Genomic DNA, 21,096 nt, shown 5'->3' with positions numbered 1-21,096 from the left:
GCATTGGGCGTGACGCGTGATTTAAGATTGGCCTTCCTATAAACCAAGCCGAACGAAAGGAGTACGACAATGCGCAGTATCAGTAACGCGAACAACGCGACTTCTTTCCTGGGCCTGGCTTTCCGATTCTTGCGATGAGTTTTTGATGTGGCGCTTCCTGCGCACATCTGCTCTGTAGTGCAAGTCCCTCTGTAAAGTTCCCTAAACGCATACTGCGGCTATTGCCATGGCTGCCGGCGTTTTCAGTGCCCATTCCTTTCTCTAGTTTTAGGAATTTCCTTTCATGGGCAATTTTATTCGTCATTTGTCTGATCGCGTCTCCGTGATCGCATCAGACCGTTTGTGGCTTGAAGACGCTGCGCTACAGCAGCTTAAGACTACGGCAGAACTTCCCGGCATGCTGCGCGTTGTTGGCTTGCCGGATCTGCATCCGGGCCGCGGTTACCCTGTCGGTGCGGCATTTTTTTCAAAAGAACGCTTTTATCCGGCGCTGGTCGGCAATGACATAGGCTGCGGCATGGGCTTGTGGCAGACCGATATTGTCATCGGAAAATTAAAGCTCGATAAACTCGACAGGCAACTGGGTAACCTGGATAGCGGCATTGATGCCGAGGAGTGGTCGGCACTGGAGGAATTGGACCTCGCTTTAAACATGCGCCTGGAAGCGCTGAAAGAAGCTATGGGCGCAGCGGGCTTGGATATCGCCGACCTGCGTTCTCTGGGAACCATAGGTGGCGGCAATCATTTCGCTGAACTGCAGGTGATTGACCAGGTGCATGATGAGAAGGTAGTGTGCCAAGCCGGATTGCAGCAGAAACAGGTGCAATTGCTGGTGCATAGCGGCTCACGTGGACTGGGGCAGGCGATCTTGCGTGAGCATGTCGATGCAGTCGGCCACGCAGGCTTGCGGGACGCCAGCGATGAGGCGACCGCCTATTTGCGCCGCCATGATGCTGCCTTGCAGTTTGCACGCTTGAACCGCCAACTGATTGCAATGCGCTTTTTCAGGCGGCTGCACTGCAGCGCTGATTTGATACTCGATGTGCATCACAACCTGGTCAGCAAGGAAGATATTGCGGGCGAGGCTGGCTGGCTACATCGCAAGGGTGCCAGCCCTGCTGACAAGGGGCTGGTAATGCTGCCCGGTTCGCGCGGAGACTATAGCTATCTGATGCAGCCTGTTAATGCGCATGCAGATACCAGCCTGGCTTCGCTGGCACACGGTGCAGGCCGCAAGTGGCAGCGCTCCGATTGCAAGGACAGGCTGTACAAGCTCGCCACTCCTGCCCAGCTTGAACGAACCATACTGGGCAGTCGTGTCATTTGCGAAGACCGTGCCTTGATCTACGAAGAAGCGCCGCAAGCGTATAAGAATGTGGATAGCGTACTGAACAGCCTGTTGGGTGCAGGCCTGGTGCGCGTGCTGACCCGTAGCAAACCGGTGCTGACTTACAAGACCCGTGGGGAGTGCTGCTGATGATATGGATGCAAATCACTGCCAATACAGGGCCCGCAGAATGCTGCCTGGCTGTATATAAAACGCTGCGACAAGTGCAGCATGAGGCAGGCAAGGAGGGGGTGAGTCTCAGTATTCTGGAGCAGGTGGATGGCCCGGTGTCCGGGACCTTGCGCTCGGTATTGCTCTGCGTGGAGAGTGTTGCCGATGGGGCCGCTGCGCGACTGTTCGCCGAGCGCTGGTGCGGCAGCTTGCTATGGATATGCGAAAGCCCATATCGCCCCGGGCACAAGCGCAAGAACTGGTTCCTTGGCTGTGCGGTCTATCTGCCTTTAGCACCGCTGCCGGATAGCGAGATCCGCTACGAGGCAACGCGCGCGTCCGGCCCCGGCGGCCAGCATGTGAACAAAACCGATAGTGCGATACGGGCTACTCATATTGCAACGGGCCTGTCGGTCAAGGTGCAAACCGAGCGCAGCCAGCATGCCAATAAACGCCTTGCGGGGCAACTATTGGCTGGCAAATTGGCGGAATTGGCAAAAACAGAGCGGGAGCAAGGTAAAGCGGAACGGCGCCGGCAGCATCTACAGACGGAGAGGGGAAATGCGCGCCGTGTCTTTACGGGTCCTGGTTTTAAGGAGAAAATCCCTTAGCAAAATAGGCAGTCAAAGCACTTAATTCGGGCTTTTACGCTCCTGCACGGCGTTTTCCACAAACGCAGCAGGGGTGCCAACGGTTGACAGTAAAGGTCCACCGTTACGCATATAACAAAAAGTTACTCCATTTTTTGCGAAAAATCCGTACTCCTGGCGTACTATGGGTTGTCGAAAAGATCCGGTTGCAACCGGAATTGGCGCCTGATGGCAATAGAGCGCAATCCCCTGAATATTTGCCTGAACGATTGGAGTACTATGAAAATCCTTAAAACCATCTTCGCTTTTGCGCTTGCTGCCGGTATTGCCGGTTTTGTTAATATTGCTTCCGCGCAGGAAGCGCCGGATGCGCTGATCAAGCGCATCAGCACCGATGTGCTTGATACTGCCAAGGCAGACAAAGACATCCAGGCCGGCAACAAGAAAAAAGTGCTGTCGCTGGTAGAAGAAAAGATCCTGCCTTACATCGACTTTGGACGCATGACTTCGCTGGCGGCAGGGCCGGCCTGGCGCGATGCGACACCTGAACAGCAGGCGCAGTTAACCAAGGAATTCCGTACCTTGCTGGTATACACCTATTCAGGCGTGATCTCTTCAGTGAAAGATCAGAAAATCACTTTCAGCCCTCTGCGCGGTGATGCCGGTGCTACCGATGGCGTGGAAGTGCGCTCCCAGGTCGTACAGCCGCGCGGCGATACCGTGCGCCTGAACTACCGCATGGAAAAAGTGGACAGCGGCTGGAAAATCTATGACATCAGCATCCTGGGTGCATGGCTGGTAGAAACCTACAAAGGCAATTTTGAAAGCGAAATCGCCAAAGGCGGCATGGCTGGCCTGATCAAGACACTGGCAGACAAGAACAAGACGCTGGCAAACGGAGCAAGCTGATCCAGGTGTGACGTGAGTCGATTTTAATCGCGTCTGTATCGCAGCAATAAGATCAAAAAAATCCCCGCCGGAATGACCAGGCGGGGATTTTTCTTTGGTGGGCTGCTAAAGAGAACCGGCTCTGCCGTATTCAGACAAACAGCTTGCCTATTTTTTGCCCTTGCTCATCGGCTTCCAGTTTTGCAATAAATTTCAACGGCTCATCCGGTGACGCAAGCTGCGCCAGCGCCAGGCTGAGGCCCAGGAAGCGCCAGCTCACCTTGATAGGCTGCTGCAGATCCGGGATGTCATAGCGGAACGCGACCGCAAAGCCTTGCCGTATGGAGGCTGATAACAGGGAGAGCCGGTTGCGTATGATCGTGACTTGGCTATCCGGTGCCGCCGGTATCATTGCCGGCAACTGCGCCAGGAAGGCTGCCTCTGCCTGTACGGCGCCCCAGGCGCTCCTGGCGCCGCCGCTGATTTTTTCTATTTCCCACAGCCGCCGCAGTGAAGCGCGCTCGGCTCTTGGCGTGAGCGGGTCGCTGATCGGGAACGGATCCTGGTCGCTGGCCGGGCTGCCCAGCACCGTGTCGGACCAGGCCTTGCCGCTGGGGGATGCCGATGCCTGCACCCAGAATTTCTGTTCTGTCCAGCCGGTGTAGGTCAGCCATTCTGCCAGCCATTGTGCGGGCGAGCCATCTGTACCTCCGCGCTCTGCACCGGTGCGCACGGCCGAGGTCAGCGCCTTCATGCAGGACTGGTGAGTGGCTTGGTAGACGGCATCCGGCGAGGATTGCAGCAGCCTGTTCCACTGGCCCAGGTCCAGCAGGCAGGTACCATCTATCTGGGTCTGCGCTACGCGGGCTGCGGTACCTGAGGGGCCAGCAAACAGGAAATTTTCTACACGTGCGCCTATGCCGCTCGTCATGGCGCCCACATCTTCGATGAGCCGGAAGAATTGGTGGACATTGTCCTGGCTGATGTTGTCGCCGCTGGCCTTGAATTCTGCATTGAAAGGGGGAGGGGAATCCGGTATCGCCAGCATTTCCAGATTCAGGCTCAGCGAGGCTTCGCTGCTTGCCGTGTTCAGGCTGACGGCGCTGGCCAGGCTGACCGAATCGCTGGCCGCCAGGATGCGGCCCTGGCCGTCGCTGCTGACGGAGACCTTGTCCAGCTCGGTGGTGCTCGCTGCCGCCGTCAGCAGGCCAAAGAAATTGAGTTCAAATCCATAACTGATCTTGCGTTGCTGGGTCTGGCTGAAGATGCTTTGGATTTCTTCTGCGCTGCCATTGCTCTTGCAGGCTTCCAGCAGTTGCGGGTAGCGGTCAAGCTGGCCCAGCCAGAATGCCTGATACAAGGCTTGCGAGGCAGGGGTGTCCTGTTTGAAAGCGACCTCCAGCAGCACGGCAGAATCATTCTGCTGCTCGCTGCTATAGGCCAGCGCGAGGCCCAGCTTGGAGCTTTCTATCTTGGCGACGGTCTGCGCAATGCGCGTCCTGGCGGCTTCATAGGAGGCCAGCCATTTACCGACGGCGCTGGTAGCCGGGGTAATGATGCCTTGCAACTGGGTGACAAAGTTGGCGATGCCGGTGGCGGGAATATTCAGCGCCTGTGCGATCTGCGTTGCGGCGGACGCATCGGCGGTATGGATGCGATTGGCAAGCTCCTTGACGGCATCGTCTACACGCGTGCTCAATGCTTGCAGCTTGGCCAGTATCTCTTGCGAAAAATTGGCATTCTTGATATCCGCCGCTTCCAGCTTGCCGGTAATGAGCGTGATCAGGGCAGTGGAGGTTTTTTGTATCTCGGCGCTGCCCTGGTCCAGATAGCGATTGGCGAAACCATCCAGTTCAGCCTGGATCGCTGTTGCCAGCGAGGCGATAGCTGTCTTGCCGCCGCCGGTGCCAATATCCACCAATGCCTGCGCGATCTGGTCCCATTCGCTGTTGCCCGCAAGGCCCAGTTGCTGCACCAGTGTATCCCGTGCCAGACCGTGCAGATCGGACAGCTTTCCCAGGCGTGCAATCAGAGGCTGGGCCGATGGAAAGACCTGGGCCAGCACAGGGTCCAGCGCGGCCTGCAGACCTGTAATGCTGAGCTGCGCAGAAAGATCGATCGTCGTGCCTGAGGTTTTGCTGATTTTCCGTTCCAGCCTGGCAGTGGCAAATTTTCCGGTTTTACGTACGGTCAAATGGTAGTCGCCATTCAGTGCCCAGCTCACAGCCAATGATGCACTGAGGCCGACCGAGGCAGTGATGGAGCCGGCGGCGGAAGTAGGGCTGGCAAAGGAAGTCGCCAGCACCTTGCCGGCAGAGATATTGCCTTTCAGGCTGAGTGTGCCGGAAACATCCAGGCTGGCAATAGCAAAATCATCGCCCTGGCAGGTTTCCAGCATGCTGGAGAGTTTGCCGGGGGCAGGCAGAATTTCCAGGCTGTTTAGCAGGGCCTGCGCGACATAGCGGCTGGAAGGATAATTGAAGCAATGGTCGAGGAAGGCTGCACCCTGTGCGCTGGCCGAAATACCTATACTACCCCATGCCGGACTTGCTGTGACTCCGGCGCTGGCACCCAAGCCGCCTTGCAGGCCGATGCGGAAGAAGCACTCTGCATCCGGGTTCACATAGCCGATCTTGCTTGCCCAGTCTGGTGCCCTGCTATCCGATTCTACTGAAGCGATCGCCTGGCCGTTGGCCGCTATGGAGGTCTGAAAGCCCAGGCCGGCGAGCGTGGCTGCTCCTGTATTGGCGGTGGTCGCCGAGACCAGCGGATAAGACAGCAGGCCCACTGCCTTTGACGGAGGAATCGTCGCGATTGCCAGTTCCGACAGTTTGAGGGTCAGTGGCCTCAGCGCCGTAGGAAGCTGATCGCCCAAAGCAGCGCGCAAGGAGGCCCACTCTGCCTGCAATATGGCCCAGTCGCCATCGCTGATAGCGGCGCCCGGCTTTTGGCCGCTATCCAGTGCCTTGACCAGCAGATTGAGTACTTCAAACCACTCTTGCGACGGCGTGGCGGGATCATCCTTCAAGGCTTTCATCGCCTTCAACAGTGCCGCCAGCAGTGATAATTCTTGTCCCTGGTTGGCCAGCGTATTTTTCAACCAAGAAATGTTCAGCGTGCTCATGCCTTGCTCCTTCAGAGAGGGCCTTGCTATCGGGGGTCAGTACCCGCTGCATTGTATTGGTTTTTTGCTAATTTCGATATCGCTTATCTGATTGAACTACACAAAACTACACAAAAAATTCAATTCGCCTTTCCGCTCAGAAATTACCGTTTCTTGGGGGCATAACAAAGCGCATAAGTTGAGCGAATTGTGTCTAGAAGGCAAAAAATCCCCGCAGAATTTCTCCTGCGGGGATTTTGTTTGGACCAGCTTAAGTAACTAAGGCAGCCCAGGCTGCTTGTGCTGCTGCTCGTTATTTCACAGGCTTTCCATCTGCGTCGATCTTGCGCACTTCGCCCAGGTTCAGCTCGCGGATGCCGGCTTCTACCTTGCTCATGTCACCCACCACAACCCAGATCAGTTGCTTCGGCAGGATGTATTGTGCGGCCAGCGCATTGGCACGCTCCGGCGTTACCGACAGCACCGTTTTTGTAAAGGTGTTGTAGTAATTTTCCGGCAGCTTATATTGCAGGATTTGCGAGTAAGCACCGCTCAGCTGGCCCGCAGTTTCAAACGAGCCCGGCAAGCCCAGGGTTTCGTTGGTTTGCGCATCTTTCAGCTCTTCAGCCGTAATCGGTTTGGCGCCGGTTACATTTGCATATTCCTTCACCAGTTCCTGCAGCGATTCCTTGGTCTTGTCGGTTTGCACCGGCGAGAAGCTGAGGTAAGGGCGCTGGCTGGCGGCAGGATACATCCTGGCCGATACGCCATAAGACCAGTGCTTGTCTTCACGCAGGTTCATGTTGATGCGCGAGCTGAAGGTGCCGCCGAAGATGTTGTTCACGATTTGCAGTGGGACAGCATCGGGATTGCTGAGCGTAGGCGCCAACTGGGTGCCTGCGATGATGCTTTGCAGAGCGCCCGGCCTGTCTATCAGGTAGACCACGGTTTTTTCCGGTTGTTTGACTTCGGCCACATTTTTCTTCGGCACGTCGCCTGCCTTCCAGCCGCCGAAAGATTTTTCCAGCAAAGGTGTGATCTCCGCCATAGTGGTATCGCCGACGATCAGCAATGTGGCGTTATTGGGTTTGTACCAGGTGCTATGGTATTTCACCAGGTCTTCACGCTTCATCTTGTTGACAGCCACCTCGTTGCCGGAACCGGTGAAAGGCACGGAATAAGCATGGCCTTGGCCATACAGCAGTTCTGGTATCACGCGCAGCGCCATCAATTGCGGTGTGGATTTCTCGCGCTGGATGGCAGCCAGGCGGTCTTTTTTCAGACGTTCGAAATCTTTTTCCGGGAAGGCCGGGTGCAGCAGGATATCAGAGTAGATATCCAAACCCTTAGGCATGGTTGCCTTCAGCACGTTCAGGTTGACGATGGCGCTGTCAAGATTGGTGCTGGCGTTGAAATTGGCGCCCAGTGCTTCCAGGTCTTCGCTGATTTTGAGCGAGCCGCGTGTCGGCGTGCCTTCTTCCAGCATGCGGGAAGAAAGGCTGGCCAGGCCCGGCAGGTTTGCCGAGTCAGATGCATAACCGCTATCCACGATCATGGAGAAGTTGACCACGGGCGCAGTATGGCGCTCTGCCAGAACCACTTTCAGGCCATTGGACAGGGTTGCCTTTTGCATAGGCGGCAGGTTCAGCGATTCCGGTTGGCCCAGAGGAGGTTCCTTGCTGCGGTCCTGCTTGGCATCGGCTGTCAGCGTGGTTGGGTAAGGTGTTACGGATAACACATAGTCGCCGTCGCTCAGCCACTCGTTGGCCACTTTCTTGATGTCAGCCGGCTTGGCTTCCTTGATCCACTTCAGGTAATCCTTGTAGCAATCGGGATTGCCGGTGTAAGTCGTGCAGGAAGCGAGCAGGTCGCTCTTGCCGCCAAAGCCGCCGATGCGTTCCACGATGCGCACATAGCGGGAGAGTATGGCTGTCTGCGCCAGTTGCAGCTCTTGCTCGCTGACGCCGCCTTTCAGGAATTTTTGCAGTTCCTGGTCGGCTGTTTTCTCTACCTTGCCCAGATCGCCGCCAGGGCGTGCTGTCAGCGTCAGGTCAAACTGGCCGCCGATTTCATTGCCGTCGCTGCCGGCCGTGGCGCTGGTGGCAATCTGGTCTTGATAGACCAGGCGCTTATACAGGCGCGAGGTTTTTCCGCCGCCGAGGATATGCGCGGCCAGGTCCAGCAAAGCCTGGTCCCTGGTGTAGGCGCCAGGCGTATTCCATACGCGGTACAGGCGTGCTTGCGGTACACGGTCTTGCACGGTGCCGCGGTGGGTTCCGGTACGTTTTGCAATCCAGGTTTCATGCTTGGCCAGCGGTGGGCCGGCAGGGATATCACCGTAGTATTTCTCTACCTTCTGGCGTGCCACTTCCGGCGTGATGTCGCCGGCCAGCACCAGGGTGACATTGTTGGGGCCGTAGTTGGTCTTGAACCAGTCGCGCACGTCTTCCATCGAGGCGGCGTCCAGATCCTTCATGGAGCCGATCACGGTCCAGGAATACGGGTGGCCTACCGGATAGGTATTTTCCACCAGCAGTTGTTCCGCCACGCCATAGGGTTGATTCTCGCCCTGGCGTTTTTCGTTTTGTACCACGCCGCGCTGCAGGTCCAGCTTCTTCTGATCCAGCACGCCCAGCAGGTGGCCCATGCGGTCGCTCTCGGCAAACAGCGTGTAATCCAGCATCGAGGTCGGCACGTTTTCAAAATAATTGGTGCGGTCGTTGTTGGTGGTGCCGTTCAGGTTGGTCGCGCCTATGCGCTCCATTGCATTGATGTAGGTATGGTTGAAGTTGTCGCTGCCGCTGAACATCAGATGCTCAAACAAATGCGCAAAGCCAGTCTTGCCGGGTTTTTCGTTCTTGGAACCGACGTGATACCAGGTATTGACAGCTACGACAGGCGTCTTGTGGTCTTCATGCACCAGCACTGTCAGTCCGTTTTTCAGCACGAACTTGGTGTAAGGAATATCGGGAATGGCAATGTCCATCTTGCCGGACGGTTTGGCCGCGGTGGCGGCTGGTTTTTCTTTGGCAGGGGCCGCGTCTTGGGCGACTGCGCCAAAAGAGATCAAGGCGAGGGATGCCGCCAGAATGGTATTACGCCGGACAAACATGGTCATACTCTTACTCCTGAAGGTGCTGCATGGATGGGAATACAAGTCAATCAACAATAACGAACAACAAATGGCGGAAAGAGCCGTCAATATGGTTGTTAAAGGAACGGCGCTTATCTGCATTGTTATATTATTAATTGTAGCAGATGAAAATATTGCGTAGGGGATATGTCGAGCTAGATTTTTCAGAGTAAACACCCGTTACCGAGTGGGTGGTGTGCGACAAAATTTCCTGGAAATTGCCCTAGCTTCGTTTGCATATCCGCTAGGAGCTTAGGACCTGAGAGCGAGTACAAAAGTTTCCCTGCAATGAAAATTACCAATCGCAAGACGAAGGCGAGGTGGTGCCGAGGTATCGTACTTGGTCTATTCGTCTCAGCCGAAGTCGCCTGCTACCATTTATGTAAGCCTGAGAGCTTGTTGCATTCTGCCATCATCCAATGGACAAAAACCAAGACTCTCCTTACACTCCGTATATTGCAATATAGGCAATGGTGCCTGCTTGCTCCAGACTAGATTCGGTCTTACCATCGGGCCGCATAGGTTGGCCGCTCTTCATCGGAAGTGTTTCATGCATACTGCTTCGTCCGCATCAATGGATTCGCCTGCTTCATCCCTTTCTGCCGCTCGCGCCGGCCGCGCAGTCGGCGCCATGTTTTTTTCCATTTTTGGCGGCGCCTGGCTGGTCTTGTGGAGCAATGCCACATTTGGCGTGCAAGCTGTGCCGCTGGCCCTGATCGCCACTGTGTCCCTGGGTTTATTTCTGTTCGCCTGGCTGCAATACAGGAAAAATCGTGCAGCGCTGGCCGCTGAGTCGGAAACGCCGGAACGCAAACGCGCATCGCGCATCTTCAATTTCGTCAATGCGGGGCAGTGGATACTGATCTTCATTTCCAGCAATGTGCTGATCAATATGGGCTTATCGGCCTGGGTCATTCCCGCGGCGATTTTCATCGTCGGCCTGCATTTCCTGCCGCTTGCGCAGGTATTCAACAATCTTCCGCATTACCTGACTGGCGCGGCCTTGATGCTGGTCGCAGTTGCTTACCCATTCGCCACTGCGGCAGGACCGTCCAGCCCGCTTGGCTGCCTCGGTGCCGGACTCATCCTGTGGGCTAGCGCGGCGTGGGCTGTCCGTCCCTTGTCCGTGCGCGCGGTTAATATTGAGTAAAGCTTCGGTTTTCCGCGTCCCTGCTAAAGCCGCCGCGCTATTTGGCTTGGCGGCTTGTTAGCTGGCTCTTTCCCGATGCGCGGATTTTTTTCACAACCGGCATCGGGAGGTTTTTGAAAAGCTGAAATCAGACGGACATCTCTAAGTCCTCAGCTTGTCCCGCAACTGCTTGCGATTCAGCTTGCCTACTGCCGTCTTTGGTATATCCGCTGCGAACAGCACGCGCTTTGGCTTCTTGTACGATGCCAGGCTTTTTGCCACCCAGTCGCTCAGCTCGGCTTCATCGGCGGCATGCCCTTCGCGCAGGACCACAACAGCGGTGACAATCTCTACCCATTTTTCATCCGGCGTGCCGACCACCGCGCATTCCTTGACTGCCGGGTGCAGGCTGAGCGCGTCTTCCACTTCGCGCGGGTAGACGTTATAGCCACCGGTGATGATCATGTCGGAGGTGCGGTCCTTGATGTGCAGGTAGCCGCGGCTGTCAAAGACGCCGATGTCGCGTGTATGCACCCAGCCGTCGCTGGTAAAGGTTTCTGCATTCAGCTCCGCTGCGTTGTAATAGCCCGCCACGGCTGAAGGCGCACGCACGACGATTTCGCCGGGAGTGCCGGGCGCAGCTTCCTTGCCTTCGCTGTCGAGCAGGCGTATTTCCACGTCCAGCGCGGGGCGTCCGCAGGCGCCAAGAAATTCTTCGGTATGGTCTTCCGGCCGCAGCACGGCGATACACAATGGCACCTCGGTCTGGCCGTAATATTGCCAGAAGCGATGCTGTCCCCAGTGTTGCATCGCCTTGTTGATGACGGCGCGCGGCATCGGCGAAGCGCCGTAGATTACCTGGCGCAATGCTGATACATCAGTGGAGGCAAAGCCCGGCGCATCCAGCAGCATTTGCAGCATGGTAGGCACCAGGTTAATCGCTGTGATGCGGTGCTCGGTCAGCGCGCACAGGTAGGCGGCGGGTTCAAAGCCGGGCAGTATCACTGTCTTGGCGCCGCGCAGCCAGAACGGCAATACAAATACGCCGCTGGCGTGGACCAGCGATGCGGCATGCAGCATCACGTCATCCTGCGTGACGGCGATCATGTTCAGCAGCACATTGCGGCAGATACCGGCGTACGATGCCTGCGTGTGCTGGGCAGCCTTCAGCGTGCCGGTAGTGCCGGAGGTGTACAGCGTGATGACCACATCGCTGGCTTGCACCTGGATATTCGGTCCGGTTTCTGGTTGTTTAGTTGCCAGCTCCAGCAAGTCTGCGCCGCCGCCGGCTTTGGCGCCGAGGCCGTGACATTGCAGGGCCGGTATTGCCGCCTGCAAGGCAGCAGCGCGCTCTGCCAGGTCGGCACCGAAGACCAGCATCGTGCAGCCTATGTCGCCCAGCATGCGGATATGCTCGTCCAGCGACAGGCGGGCATTGAGCGGTACCCGGTTGATGCCCGCTTTGACGCAGGCAAAGTCAATGGGTACGCTATACAGGCCATTATTGACCAGCAGTGCAACGCGGGTGCCGGGAGCTGCTCCCAATTGGGCCAAGGCGTGCGCCAACTGGCTGCTGAGTGCATCCACCTGCGCAAAGCTCAATTGCTGCTCGGCGAAGACCAGGGCTATCCTGTCCTTGTAGGTGAGTGCGCCCTGGCGTATCAGATCAAGATAAGTCGGTCCCATATTGTCTCCGTCCATGATTGGCTTGTGATTATTGTTTTATTTGTTGAAGCTTCCGTGCCTGCCCGCACCGCTGACAAAACGTGCCGCACCGGCGACACCTTCTTCCAGCACAATACGTGCGCCATACTTGCCTTCCTGTTGCAGGGCCTGGTGAAGAGGCAAGTCCCACTGGCGATAGGCGGATTCACGGTCGGCCAGCATGCATTGCTGCGGGAAGACGGCGATTTCGCGCGCCAGTTGTTCTGCGGCTGCGCGGGCTCCACCCTGGGACACAACGCGGTTCACCAGCCCCATGCCTAGCGCCTCTGCCGCGCCCACCGGCCTGCCAGTCAAGATCATGTCCAGCGCCCGCCCCATGCCGACGATGCGCGGCAGGCGTATGGTGCCGCCATCTATCAAGGGTACACCCCAGCGGCGGCAGAATACGCCGAGGATGGCATCTTCATCCGCTACCCGCATGTCGGCCAGCAAGGCCAGTTCCAGCCCGCCGGCGACGGCATGGCCGTTGATGGCGGCAACCAGCGGTTTTTTCAGCGCCATGCGGGTAGGCCCCATTGGGCCCATGCCGCCGCCGTCAGGTTCTACCTCGTTGGAGCGCTGCGGGTCGCCGACGGCGCTCAGGTCTGCCCCGGCGCAGAAGGTGCCGCCTGCGCCGCACAGCACGCCCACACGCAAGGCATCGTCGGATTCCAGTTGCAAAAAAGCCTGCCGCAGTTCTGCTGCTACCTGTTTGTCTACGGCATTGCGCTTTTGCGGGCGATTGATGACGATCGTGTATACCGGCCCGTCAATGTGAGTCTCAATAAACTGCATGGCCTGCTCCTTAAGATGGACGATATACCGCGAGGAATTTGGATTTATATTACATTAAATATCAATATCGAACAATATTGGTAATATTTGATTGTTGGCGGCGGATTTCCCCTATTGAAATTTAGCCCGGCTAAGGGCATGCTTGCACCAACTGAAGATTGGATGCGCCTTGAAAATAAAAAAAATCACACTCGACCAGCTTGAAATCCCCAGCAGCAGCGATGTTGTGCTGGATTTGCTGTCCGCGCACACCGGACACCAGTTGCCGGTGCAGTCGCTGTGCAAGGCTGCAGAATTGTTCGGCATCAGCAGCCAGGGCATGCGGGTGGCGCTGACACGGCTGGTGCAGCAAGAAAAAATCAGCAAGACGGGCCGCGGCAATTACCAGCTCAATCCCGGCGGTAATACGCTGTTTCGCGATGTGGACGACTGGCTGCACAAGGAAAACCGCGCGCGCGCATGGAAAGGGCAGTGGCTGGGTATCCATGTGGATGCGCTGGCGCTTGCCGACAAGACCGCCTGGCGTCGCCATGAAAAAGCGATGGCGCTGCGCGGATTCCGCCCGCTACGCAAGTATCTGTACGTCAGGCCGGATAACCTGAAAGGGGGACTGGAGAGCGTCAGGACGGAAATGCAGGCGCTAGGCTTGATGGAAAGCGCACTGCTGTTTGAAATTGCCCAGCTGGAAGCAAAGGAAGGTGACATCGTCCGCAGCCTGTGGGATGCCGCTGAAATGCGTTTGCTGTACCGCGCCTTGCTGGAACTGATCGCGCGTAGCAGCAAGGGCCTGGCACGGCTGTCTGACGGCCAGGCTGCGCGCGAATCCTTGCTGGTTGGGCGTGAGGTGATACGCCATATCATCCTCGATCCGCTATTGCCGGCGGAGATGATGCCCTCGCAGGAGCGGCATGAACTGACCGCGGCAATGCGCGACTATCAGGTGCAGGCGCGCCGATACTGGAATGCTTTCCTGGCGCTGGCGTGAGCAGCGCCGGTCATTGATATTCTCATCGTGAATTTTGATGGTAATTTGCATAGACAATTTGCCATCCTCTACTTACACTATGCAATGGCCAAGGTGGTAGCAGGCGCATCTGCCGAAATCCGATCAACCACTAAAAAGAGCAAAACATGAATTGGTATCTCGCCGTATTAAAAAAGTATGCAGAGTTCACCGGCAGGGCAAGACGCAAGGAATACTGGATGTTCTTTCTGTTCAGTCTCATCGCCAGTATTGTGTTGCTGATTATCGACAAGATTACCGGCACCTACAGTGCACATTCCGGTGTCGGCTTGCTGGGCGGATTATATGGGCTCGCAACGCTGATACCCGGTCTGGCTGTGACGGTACGTCGCCTGCACGACACTGGCCGCAGCGGCTGGTGGATACTGATCTGCCTGATACCTTTTATCGGTGCGATTATATTCATCGTCTTTCTGGCAAGCAATGGCAATGCGGCGGACAATAAATACGGCGGCGATCCAAAGCAGGAGCCTGAACCGCAGGCGGCCTAATAAAACAATTAATACGGATAGGGAACGACAGTGAACTTCGATCAATCTATTAACACTTGCTTCACCAAGTACGCCGACTTCAATGGCAGGGCATCCAAATCTGAATACTGGTGGTGGATGCTCTTTGTGTTCCTCGCTTCTGCTGCTGCAAGCATTGTTGACGAAAGACTGGCCAACCTGTTTGCGATTGCCGTCCTGTTGCCATCCCTCGCAGTTGCTACCAGACGCCTGCATGACACCAACCGCAGCGGCTGGTGGCAGTTGATAGAATTGATTCCGCTGATTGGCTTCATCATCATGGTTGTCTGGTGTGTGCAGGATCCGGTAGAGCCGAATCGCTTTACTGCCAGTGCCCCTGCAGAAGTGTGAAAATTCTGCTTGGACAGTGTCGCCTTAGTTGCCGCGCAGCCTCAGCCACAAAGACTCAATAATCCTGAACGCGGCATCGGCGGGATTACAGCGCCTGCCGCAGGCTGCCATGAACAATCTTCTGTTTCCCTGATTTAATCCATAGTGCTTGCTGATGCTGCGGCCCAGTCCGCGCCGGAACAGGATCAGGTCTTCCCTACGGGTTGCCCTGATCATTTCCTTGTCTTGCGGCGACAAGCGCGATAGCAAGTCTTCCACCGTTTCTCCCACCGTTTCCGGCCACTGCGACCGCGGAAGGGTGCCCGAGAGTTTTTTGGATTTTGGTGGCGAATCCGAGGGGATCAGTGCCGACATCTTCTCTGCAATCATTCTTAATGCGTACATAATCATGCTACCTGGAAAGTGGAAGCACCCAGCTCAAATGCGCCTGATATGAAGATCGGCTGCGGGGGACGCCTCGTTGATTGTTGTGAGCTGGATTTGCGTTTTTGGTCCGGCAGTGTCCAGCAGCGATAAATATTGTCTCGTCGCTAATGCTAGCACCGGCATTTTTCGACCTGTGTAGGATGGCAGTTCATCATTTTGTAGGAATAGATGAAGTCTGGCGTTTGCCCGGAAAACCGTGCCACTGGCGCATTGGCTGACGGAAATTAAGGGCTTTACAGCAATCTTTCTATCTGTCGTAGTAGGAACGAGTAAGCGTGCTAGCGAACCGACGGCGTATCTCATATCGACGATCATGCACACTGGTAAAAGATATGCTGTGTTGAACTGATCTGTTGCAGAACTGAGAGCTGGATATGTCTAAATTTATTTTCTTTGAAGACGACGCCTACTTGTTTACTCCCATGGTGAGCGGGCGTGAAGACGGGCTATGGGAAGTTTCTGTGCTGTTTGAAAGAAAGATAGATCATGCGCGTGAGCTGGTGCCAGCGATACGGCACAAGCTGAGAACGGTATTCGATACCAGCGAAGAGGCGATGCAGGCTGGAATAGATCACGGGCACTCTTGCATCAAACAGGGTGAGGTCGGCTTGCCGAAAGCCGGCACGCAGGATGGGCAAAGTGCGGGGTAAGTCCACACGCTAGACACACTACGCACACTCTATTGCGATGCCGTCAGGAATGTGAATGGTCCGCTCTCCCACAAGCTTATAGGACTGTTCCGATAGGCTGCGATTCTTTCTTGTTGCACCATGTATTGATGGCATATCCCGGTTTCGCTGCTCAACCAGGGCGGCAAGGCACCGGATGCGATAGAGCAGGTTCGTCCAACCAATCCACCTAAGTCTGAGAGATAAAGGAGATCACCATGAACAAGCAATCTGAAATGAAAAATGAAAAACAAGACGGCAAGCAAACCACTGCGGCCGAAGATTTGCATGAACAGCATTTGAAAAGCGAGCAGCAAAGCCATAAAGGCGATCAGCGCAGTGACGCTGCTCGGGCTGCCAATGATGGCCTTGACGATCGTTTCTTCAGCAAGTCTGAAAAACAGGCATCGCAAAATGAGATAGCAAACAGAGGTAAGAAATAGATGACCAACCAAGGGAGCCTATATGTATACTCCGCGATTTTTCTTTACACTGGGTTGCATGATGATGTTCGGCGCCACGCAGGCGCAGACGCCAGCAAGCAATGCCGTGCCATCTCCGGTGATTGATCCGCTGCACAATGACAATGCGGCGAAGTTGCCCAAGCCACCCAATCAGGTGTTGAGCAACCAGGCACTTAGTCCTGCCAATGGAAACAAGAGCCGTATCCAATCTCGGGTGAATAAGCAGAAAGCCTGTTTTTCTCCTTCGTTGACGCCGGACGTCAGCAAGAAAAATGACTGTGACCCTTTTCCGCCAGACAAAAGGCTGGTGCGGCCCACTATTGTGCAGTAATTTTTGGGGCTCATACCTGATGAGTTCAGCGTAGCTCCTGCCCTGCGCCTCGCCCACCAAACCTCATACTTTCTGCCTCTTCCTCACAGGCATGCTCGTCTAGGCTTTAACCGGCATCCCGTTCCTTATATGCCTGTATGCCTTCCTAAACGGCATTGATTTCCAAAGGCAATTACCTATCAGATGAAACCAGGCACCCGCCTTGGCGGTATTGCAACAAGCCCATGAAAAAACGTGCCTCGTGAGCAACATCTTGCTATAGTGGCAAATCCTTATTTTGACTGGGTTGCCTGGACCTGCCTGCCGGCTGGGTAGCGGGTGAACGCTAATTTTGCCTACGCCTATCTGATGAAGCAAACTCAAGCCGTATCCGCTACACCTTTGGAAGCCTTCGGCATAGTTGCGCTCTGCTTTGGGTGGTTCATCGCCGACTCCCTCGCTGCGTTCAGCATGGCAGCCGACTCCATCGGGGTAAACTCCGGTAGCGTCAGCGGGTTTTCCGACGACTCCTTCATGTGGACTATCATCATCGAACTGGCGCTTGGTGCATTGGCCTTACTGGTACTAAACATGCGAGGCTACTCTTTGGCCAAGTTGTGGCCTGTGCCCGACTGGAAGGGATGTGTGGCAGGAGGAGTGCTGTATCTGATTGCGACAGTGGGCAGCGGTTTTATCGCCGCTGCATTTGCTACCGGCCAGCCCGCGCAGCCAATTGCCCAGATCATGGCGGAGTCTTCTCCATCGCTCGCCTATATTATTGCAGTGGCGATGGTAAACGGCCTGTATGAGGAGTTGTTTCTGCTGGGTTATCTGCAGCAAGGCTTCACGCTGAGTAACCCGTCTTTTGCTGTCGGCATCAGCGTTCTTGTAAGGCTGTCCTACCACCTGTATCAAGGGCCGGTCGGCGTCTTGTCGGTGGCCGTGTACGGCCTCATCGTCGGCATTTTTTATTTCCGCACTGGGCGTTTATGGCCGGCGGTGTTTGCGCATATTCTTGCCGATATCGTGCCTTTCGTATTTAATGGGCACTGAGTGGGCACTGAGTAGGCACTGAGTAGGCACTGAGCGAAAATTGCGCCGCTTATCAAGCGCGAAATTGCCGGTTCACGCATCCTTGCAGCAGGGGACTTGCATTTGAGGCGCGCGCCGTGCGCGCCTTGTATCCAGATACGCTTATCTCAGGCAGCCTCGGTGCCTGCACCGGCTTCGAGGCGAAAGCCCTCATCCAGCCAGCCGGTAACTCCGCCCGGCATGGTTTTTACCGGCCTCCCCAGTTTTGCCAGCCTTATCGCACCGCGCATCGCGCCATTGCAGTGTGGCCCGGCGCAATACGTAACAAACAGGGTATCTGCAGGATAGTGCGCCAGCTTGGACGCGATGATCTTGCCATGCGGCAGACTCACTGCACCGTTGATGTGGCCTTTCTCATACATCGCAGTGCTGCGTACGTCCAGCAACACAAAATCGTGCGGCGCATTCGACAGCGCATCATGCACATCCCAGCAATCGGTTTCAAAAGTCATCAGTGATTCAAAATGGGCTAAAGCGGCGGCACTATCAGCGGCAGAGATGGCGGTAACGAACGACATGGCATGCTTCCTTTTCCTGTTGAAGAGCTTCCATTATCGGAAAGACGGGCCGCAAATTGAAGTGGCGTGAACGACAATGTACGGCAACATCGCGCCACGCATCCTGTCTTGCCCAACTGTCTTGCGCAATATGCTTCGTAAAAAGCCCGATTCCGCCTAAAATTGTATTTTGCTTAAGTTCATGTCATGCTTCCTTATCAGTGTGAGCCTTAGCAAATGGCATCGGCTGGCATGAAATGGTTTTATCGGAACAAGAAGCAGGCTCCTTTCCTCAGAAAGACGAATCATGCCACCAGAAATTCCCCTCACCGTTAGCCAGGCCACTGTACAAATTTGTTTGTTTCTGGTGGCGGCGATCGCCATCTTCGGCGGCTCGCTGCAAATGTACCTGGGCCAGCCCGATACCTCGCCCCGTCTTGATAACGTACATCGCTTTATGGCAGGCGTCTATCTGGCCACCGGGATCATTTGCCTGTGGGCGGCTTTTACCGTACGTCAGCAGGGATTTCTGATTTATCTGCTGGCTCTGGGTATTTTTTTGGGCGGACTGGGACGCCTACTGTCCATCAGCAAAGTAGGCCTGCCTAAGCCTGCTGCTGTGTGGCTGCCTATCTGCTGCCCGAACTGGTGCTGCCTATTGTGATTGCGCTGGCGCAGTATCTGGGGCGTTCAGTATAGAAATGTAGCGGAGGGCAAACTCGCGGTGATAGAATTGGCGGACGGAGGATTCATCCTTCGCTCTAATTTTTTACAGGACCGACTATGCGCAGGCCTTACCGTTTCTTGTTTGTCCCATTGGTCTTTTTGCCTGGCCTGGCTTTTGCGCAGGTCTACAAATGTACAGATCAAAGCGGTACGGTTTCCTACTCAGGAGCGCCGTGCGCCAAATCCGTCAAGTCGCAGCAGTTGACCAAAATCGAGACCCCTGCGCCTAGCGATTCACCTCCGGTAGAGAGGGACTGGGAAAAGGAAAATCAGGAATTCAAGCAGCGCCAGTTGGAACGTAATGCGAAAGAAAGCGCCCAGCGAGGTAGCTGGAACCCGGCATACTCGCGCGATGCGATGGCAAATCAAAAAAAGCAGAGCGACAAAAATATTATTGCCGCCTGCGAAGCCAATCGCGGCGTGCATTGTAGCAACCCCAATGTGATTGCCAGAATCAGGAGCGAAAATACGCCGCTCACCAAGAGTCAGCAGCAACAGGCCGTGGCAGAGCGCAGGGCGAGGGAGCGGGACGAGGCATTCAACAGGGCGGCTGCACGTTAAGGTCAATGACAAGGGCAGTTACCAACTGAAAAGGGCGCAATGTTTAAACATTGCGCCCTTCGTATTTTAGTCCGCTGATTTCGGTCAGCAAATGCCGGCCGGCTTAGTCTTCCGTAAAACCCTGCACGATCAGTGCCACATTGCTGCCGCCGAAGGCAAAGGAATTGGACATCGCTGCGCGGATCTCTTGATTGCGGCGCGCATGCAGCGGCACGTAGTCAAGGTCGCATGCCGGGTCGGCATGATCCAGGAAGGCCGTTGGCGGTACAGCCTTGTTGCGCAGCGTTTGCACCGTCATCACAAACTCCAGCGCGCCTGCCGCACCCAGCGTGTGGCCGTGCATGGATTTGGTGGAGCTGACCATCAGTTTGTGTGCGCTGTCGCCAAATACCTGCTTGATCGATTCGGTCTCCGCCAGATCGCCGGCGGGTGTGCCTGCGCCGTGGGCATTGATGTAGTCTATGCCGGTAGCGGAGAGTTTTGCGTCTGCCAAAGCCATGCGCATCGCACGGCCCTGGCCGGCAGGATCCGGCTTGGTGATATGCACGGCGTCGTTGCTGGTGCCGTAGCCTACTAGTTCCGCCAGGATAGTGGCACCGCGTGACTTGGCTGATGACAGCGATTCCAGCATCACAGCCGCGCCGCCTTCACCCAGCACCAGTCCGCTGCGGTTGCCGGAAAAGGGACGGCACGAGCGTTCCGGATGTTCTGCATCCGCAGGTGCCAGTACGCGCAAGGCGTCCCAGGCGCTGACGACGCCATACGTGAGCAGTGCTTCCGAACCGCCGGCCAATACGCGCTCGGCATAGCCGTGGCGGATGTGGCGGTAGGCTTCGCCTATGGCTTGCGCGGAAGAGACGCAGGCGCTGCTGTAGTTATTGACGGTACCGCCAAAGCCGCAGCGCATTGCAATTTGCGCCGCTGCGGCATTGTTCATGCTGGCGACGATGGACATAGGGCGGACGCGGTCCTTGCCCTCGACAAACAGGTCCACATAGCCGGCTTCCAGCGTGCCTGCACCGCCCATGCCGGTGCCCCAGAACACGCCGCTATTTTCCAGCAGGCCGGTATCAGTACCTGTGGACAGTCCGGATTGCTGCAAGGCTTCGTGCGCTGCAGTCCAGCCCAATTGGGCAAAGCGGTCAAACAAGGGCAGTTCCGCCCGTTTGATCAGATCCGGCAAAGGAAACCTGATCTGTGCCGCAACCGTGGCCGGCCGCTGGCGTTCAGACGGCAGCGTCAGGAAATCGATTCCGGAATGGCCTTCCAGTGCTTGCTCAAAATTGGTGTCGGCACCGCAGCCGAGCGCAGACACTGCGCCCAGGCCGGTAATGACAACGCGTTCCAATGTCATACAGCGACGTCTTTTGGACTTACGTAGCGGTCTATATAGTCGGCAATGTCTTGCACGGTGGACAGGTCAGGGCGTTCATCGCCGAGTTTGACGCCGAATTCATCTTCCAGATCGAAGATCAGTTCAATCACGGACAGGGAGTCTGCGCCCAGCGCTTCCAGTTTGGTTTCAGGCTGAATGGTGTCGATGGAGATATCGAGGCTTTTGGCCAGTAATTTGGCAACAACGGGAAAAGAAGTCATGAGTTTAACTAACAATAATAAAGAAAAAAGGG

Annotated in this window: 22 protein-coding genes; 14 read left to right on the top strand and 8 right to left on the bottom strand. The window is 56.0% G+C overall.

Annotated elements, in window-relative coordinates; genetic code table 11:
* The first annotated feature begins 283 nt into the window (after window positions 1-283).
* From IEW12_RS04185 to IEW12_RS04175, 3 genes are all read left to right on the top strand, one after another.
* Complete coding sequence (locus IEW12_RS04185) at window positions 284-1,477, top strand: RNA ligase RtcB family protein (protein WP_188564701.1); 1,194 nt, start codon at window positions 284-286, stop codon at window positions 1,475-1,477.
* Window positions 1,477-2,109, top strand: a complete 633-nt coding sequence (prfH, locus tag IEW12_RS04180) for a peptide chain release factor H (protein ID WP_188564700.1) — start codon at window positions 1,477-1,479, stop codon at window positions 2,107-2,109. Before IEW12_RS04185 ends, prfH begins: the two co-directional genes overlap by 1 nt.
* A gap of 258 nt (window positions 2,110-2,367) precedes the next feature.
* Window positions 2,368-2,997 (top strand): MlaC/ttg2D family ABC transporter substrate-binding protein, encoded by a 630-nt coding sequence (locus IEW12_RS04175; protein ID WP_188564699.1) that lies wholly within the window; start codon window positions 2,368-2,370, stop codon window positions 2,995-2,997.
* A 130-nt stretch (window positions 2,998-3,127) separates the two neighbouring features.
* On the opposite strand, the gene IEW12_RS04170 is transcribed toward IEW12_RS04175, so the two are convergent.
* Both IEW12_RS04170 and IEW12_RS04165 read right to left on the bottom strand, forming a co-directional pair.
* The gene (locus IEW12_RS04170) at window positions 3,128-6,100 is read right to left on the bottom strand and encodes a hypothetical protein (RefSeq protein WP_188564698.1); all 2,973 of its coding nucleotides are present in this window, start codon (window positions 6,098-6,100) and stop codon (window positions 3,128-3,130) included.
* A 292-nt stretch (window positions 6,101-6,392) separates the two neighbouring features.
* The gene (locus tag IEW12_RS04165) at window positions 6,393-9,197 is read right to left on the bottom strand and encodes a M16 family metallopeptidase (RefSeq protein ID WP_188564697.1); all 2,805 of its coding nucleotides are present in this window, start codon (window positions 9,195-9,197) and stop codon (window positions 6,393-6,395) included.
* Between IEW12_RS04165 and IEW12_RS04160 the strand changes: the two genes are divergently transcribed.
* Window positions 9,190-9,354, top strand: a complete 165-nt coding sequence (locus tag IEW12_RS04160) for a hypothetical protein (RefSeq protein ID WP_188564696.1) — start codon at window positions 9,190-9,192, stop codon at window positions 9,352-9,354. The two genes, IEW12_RS04165 and IEW12_RS04160, sit on opposite strands and share 8 nt — an antisense overlap.
* Window positions 9,355-9,762: 408 nt before the next feature.
* Window positions 9,763-10,362 carry a hypothetical protein gene (locus tag IEW12_RS04155; RefSeq protein WP_188564695.1) on the top strand — a complete coding sequence of 200 codons (600 nt, stop codon included), beginning with the start codon at window positions 9,763-9,765 and terminating at the stop codon, window positions 10,360-10,362.
* A 141-nt stretch (window positions 10,363-10,503) separates the two neighbouring features.
* On the opposite strand, the gene IEW12_RS04150 is transcribed toward IEW12_RS04155, so the two are convergent.
* Window positions 10,504-12,042, bottom strand: a complete 1,539-nt coding sequence (locus IEW12_RS04150) for a class I adenylate-forming enzyme family protein (protein WP_229750907.1) — start codon at window positions 12,040-12,042, stop codon at window positions 10,504-10,506.
* Between the two features lie 21 nt (window positions 12,043-12,063).
* Window positions 12,064-12,840, bottom strand: a complete 777-nt coding sequence (locus IEW12_RS04145) for a crotonase/enoyl-CoA hydratase family protein (RefSeq protein WP_188564694.1) — start codon at window positions 12,838-12,840, stop codon at window positions 12,064-12,066.
* Window positions 12,841-13,009: 169 nt separating this feature from the next.
* On the opposite strand from IEW12_RS04145, the gene IEW12_RS04140 reads away from it, so the two are divergent.
* The 3 genes from IEW12_RS04140 to IEW12_RS04130 all read left to right on the top strand — a co-directional run bounded on the left by IEW12_RS04140 (window position 13,010) and on the right by IEW12_RS04130 (window position 14,724).
* On the top strand, window positions 13,010-13,825 hold the full coding sequence (locus tag IEW12_RS04140) for a PaaX family transcriptional regulator C-terminal domain-containing protein (protein ID WP_188564693.1): 816 nt from the start codon (window positions 13,010-13,012) through the stop codon (window positions 13,823-13,825).
* Window positions 13,826-13,971: 146 nt separating this feature from the next.
* Window positions 13,972-14,355 (top strand): DUF805 domain-containing protein, encoded by a 384-nt coding sequence (locus IEW12_RS04135; RefSeq protein ID WP_188564692.1) that lies wholly within the window; start codon window positions 13,972-13,974, stop codon window positions 14,353-14,355.
* A gap of 30 nt (window positions 14,356-14,385) precedes the next feature.
* Window positions 14,386-14,724 (top strand): DUF805 domain-containing protein, encoded by a 339-nt coding sequence (locus IEW12_RS04130; RefSeq protein ID WP_188564691.1) that lies wholly within the window; start codon window positions 14,386-14,388, stop codon window positions 14,722-14,724.
* A gap of 24 nt (window positions 14,725-14,748) precedes the next feature.
* Here IEW12_RS04130 and IEW12_RS04125 read toward each other — a convergent pair whose 3' ends face one another.
* Window positions 14,749-15,078, bottom strand: coding sequence for a DUF6794 domain-containing protein (locus tag IEW12_RS04125; RefSeq protein ID WP_188564690.1), 330 nt, complete (start codon window positions 15,076-15,078; stop codon window positions 14,749-14,751).
* 446 nt (window positions 15,079-15,524) lie between these two features.
* On the opposite strand from IEW12_RS04125, the gene IEW12_RS04120 reads away from it, so the two are divergent.
* From IEW12_RS04120 to IEW12_RS04105, 4 genes are all read left to right on the top strand, one after another.
* Window positions 15,525-15,800, top strand: coding sequence for a hypothetical protein (locus IEW12_RS04120; RefSeq protein ID WP_188564689.1), 276 nt, complete (start codon window positions 15,525-15,527; stop codon window positions 15,798-15,800).
* Between the two features lie 236 nt (window positions 15,801-16,036).
* Window positions 16,037-16,261, top strand: coding sequence for a hypothetical protein (locus IEW12_RS04115; protein ID WP_188564688.1), 225 nt, complete (start codon window positions 16,037-16,039; stop codon window positions 16,259-16,261).
* 22 nt (window positions 16,262-16,283) lie between these two features.
* Window positions 16,284-16,613, top strand: a complete 330-nt coding sequence (locus IEW12_RS04110; RefSeq protein WP_188564687.1) for a hypothetical protein — start codon at window positions 16,284-16,286, stop codon at window positions 16,611-16,613.
* 318 nt (window positions 16,614-16,931) lie between these two features.
* Entirely contained in the window at window positions 16,932-17,645 is a 714-nt protein-coding gene (locus tag IEW12_RS04105) for a CPBP family intramembrane glutamic endopeptidase (RefSeq protein WP_188564686.1), read from the top strand.
* A gap of 146 nt (window positions 17,646-17,791) precedes the next feature.
* On the opposite strand, the gene IEW12_RS04100 is transcribed toward IEW12_RS04105, so the two are convergent.
* Window positions 17,792-18,202, bottom strand: coding sequence for a rhodanese-like domain-containing protein (locus IEW12_RS04100; protein ID WP_188564685.1), 411 nt, complete (start codon window positions 18,200-18,202; stop codon window positions 17,792-17,794).
* 286 nt (window positions 18,203-18,488) lie between these two features.
* Between IEW12_RS04100 and IEW12_RS04095 the strand changes: the two genes are divergently transcribed.
* Together IEW12_RS04095 and IEW12_RS04090 are read left to right on the top strand one after the other, a co-directional pair.
* Window positions 18,489-18,845, top strand: coding sequence for a DUF4345 domain-containing protein (locus IEW12_RS04095; RefSeq protein WP_229750906.1), 357 nt, complete (start codon window positions 18,489-18,491; stop codon window positions 18,843-18,845).
* Between the two features lie 119 nt (window positions 18,846-18,964).
* Window positions 18,965-19,468, top strand: a complete 504-nt coding sequence (locus IEW12_RS04090) for a DUF4124 domain-containing protein (RefSeq protein ID WP_188564684.1) — start codon at window positions 18,965-18,967, stop codon at window positions 19,466-19,468.
* A 103-nt stretch (window positions 19,469-19,571) separates the two neighbouring features.
* Here IEW12_RS04090 and IEW12_RS04085 read toward each other — a convergent pair whose 3' ends face one another.
* Together IEW12_RS04085 and IEW12_RS04080 are read right to left on the bottom strand one after the other, a co-directional pair.
* Window positions 19,572-20,822: a beta-ketoacyl-[acyl-carrier-protein] synthase family protein gene (locus tag IEW12_RS04085; RefSeq protein WP_188564683.1), complete on the bottom strand. Its 1,251-nt coding sequence runs from the start codon at window positions 20,820-20,822 to the stop codon at window positions 19,572-19,574.
* Window positions 20,819-21,064, bottom strand: coding sequence for an acyl carrier protein (locus IEW12_RS04080; RefSeq protein ID WP_188564682.1), 246 nt, complete (start codon window positions 21,062-21,064; stop codon window positions 20,819-20,821). Before IEW12_RS04080 ends, IEW12_RS04085 begins: the two co-directional genes overlap by 4 nt.
* Between the last annotated feature and the right edge of the window lie 32 nt (window positions 21,065-21,096).

It is taken from the genome of Parundibacterium terreum, assembly GCF_014636315.1.
GTDB lineage: Bacteria > Pseudomonadota > Gammaproteobacteria > Burkholderiales > Burkholderiaceae_D > Undibacterium > Undibacterium terreum.
Note: the sequence above shows the minus strand (reverse complement) of the source record. Positions and strands in the feature narration are given on the sequence as shown.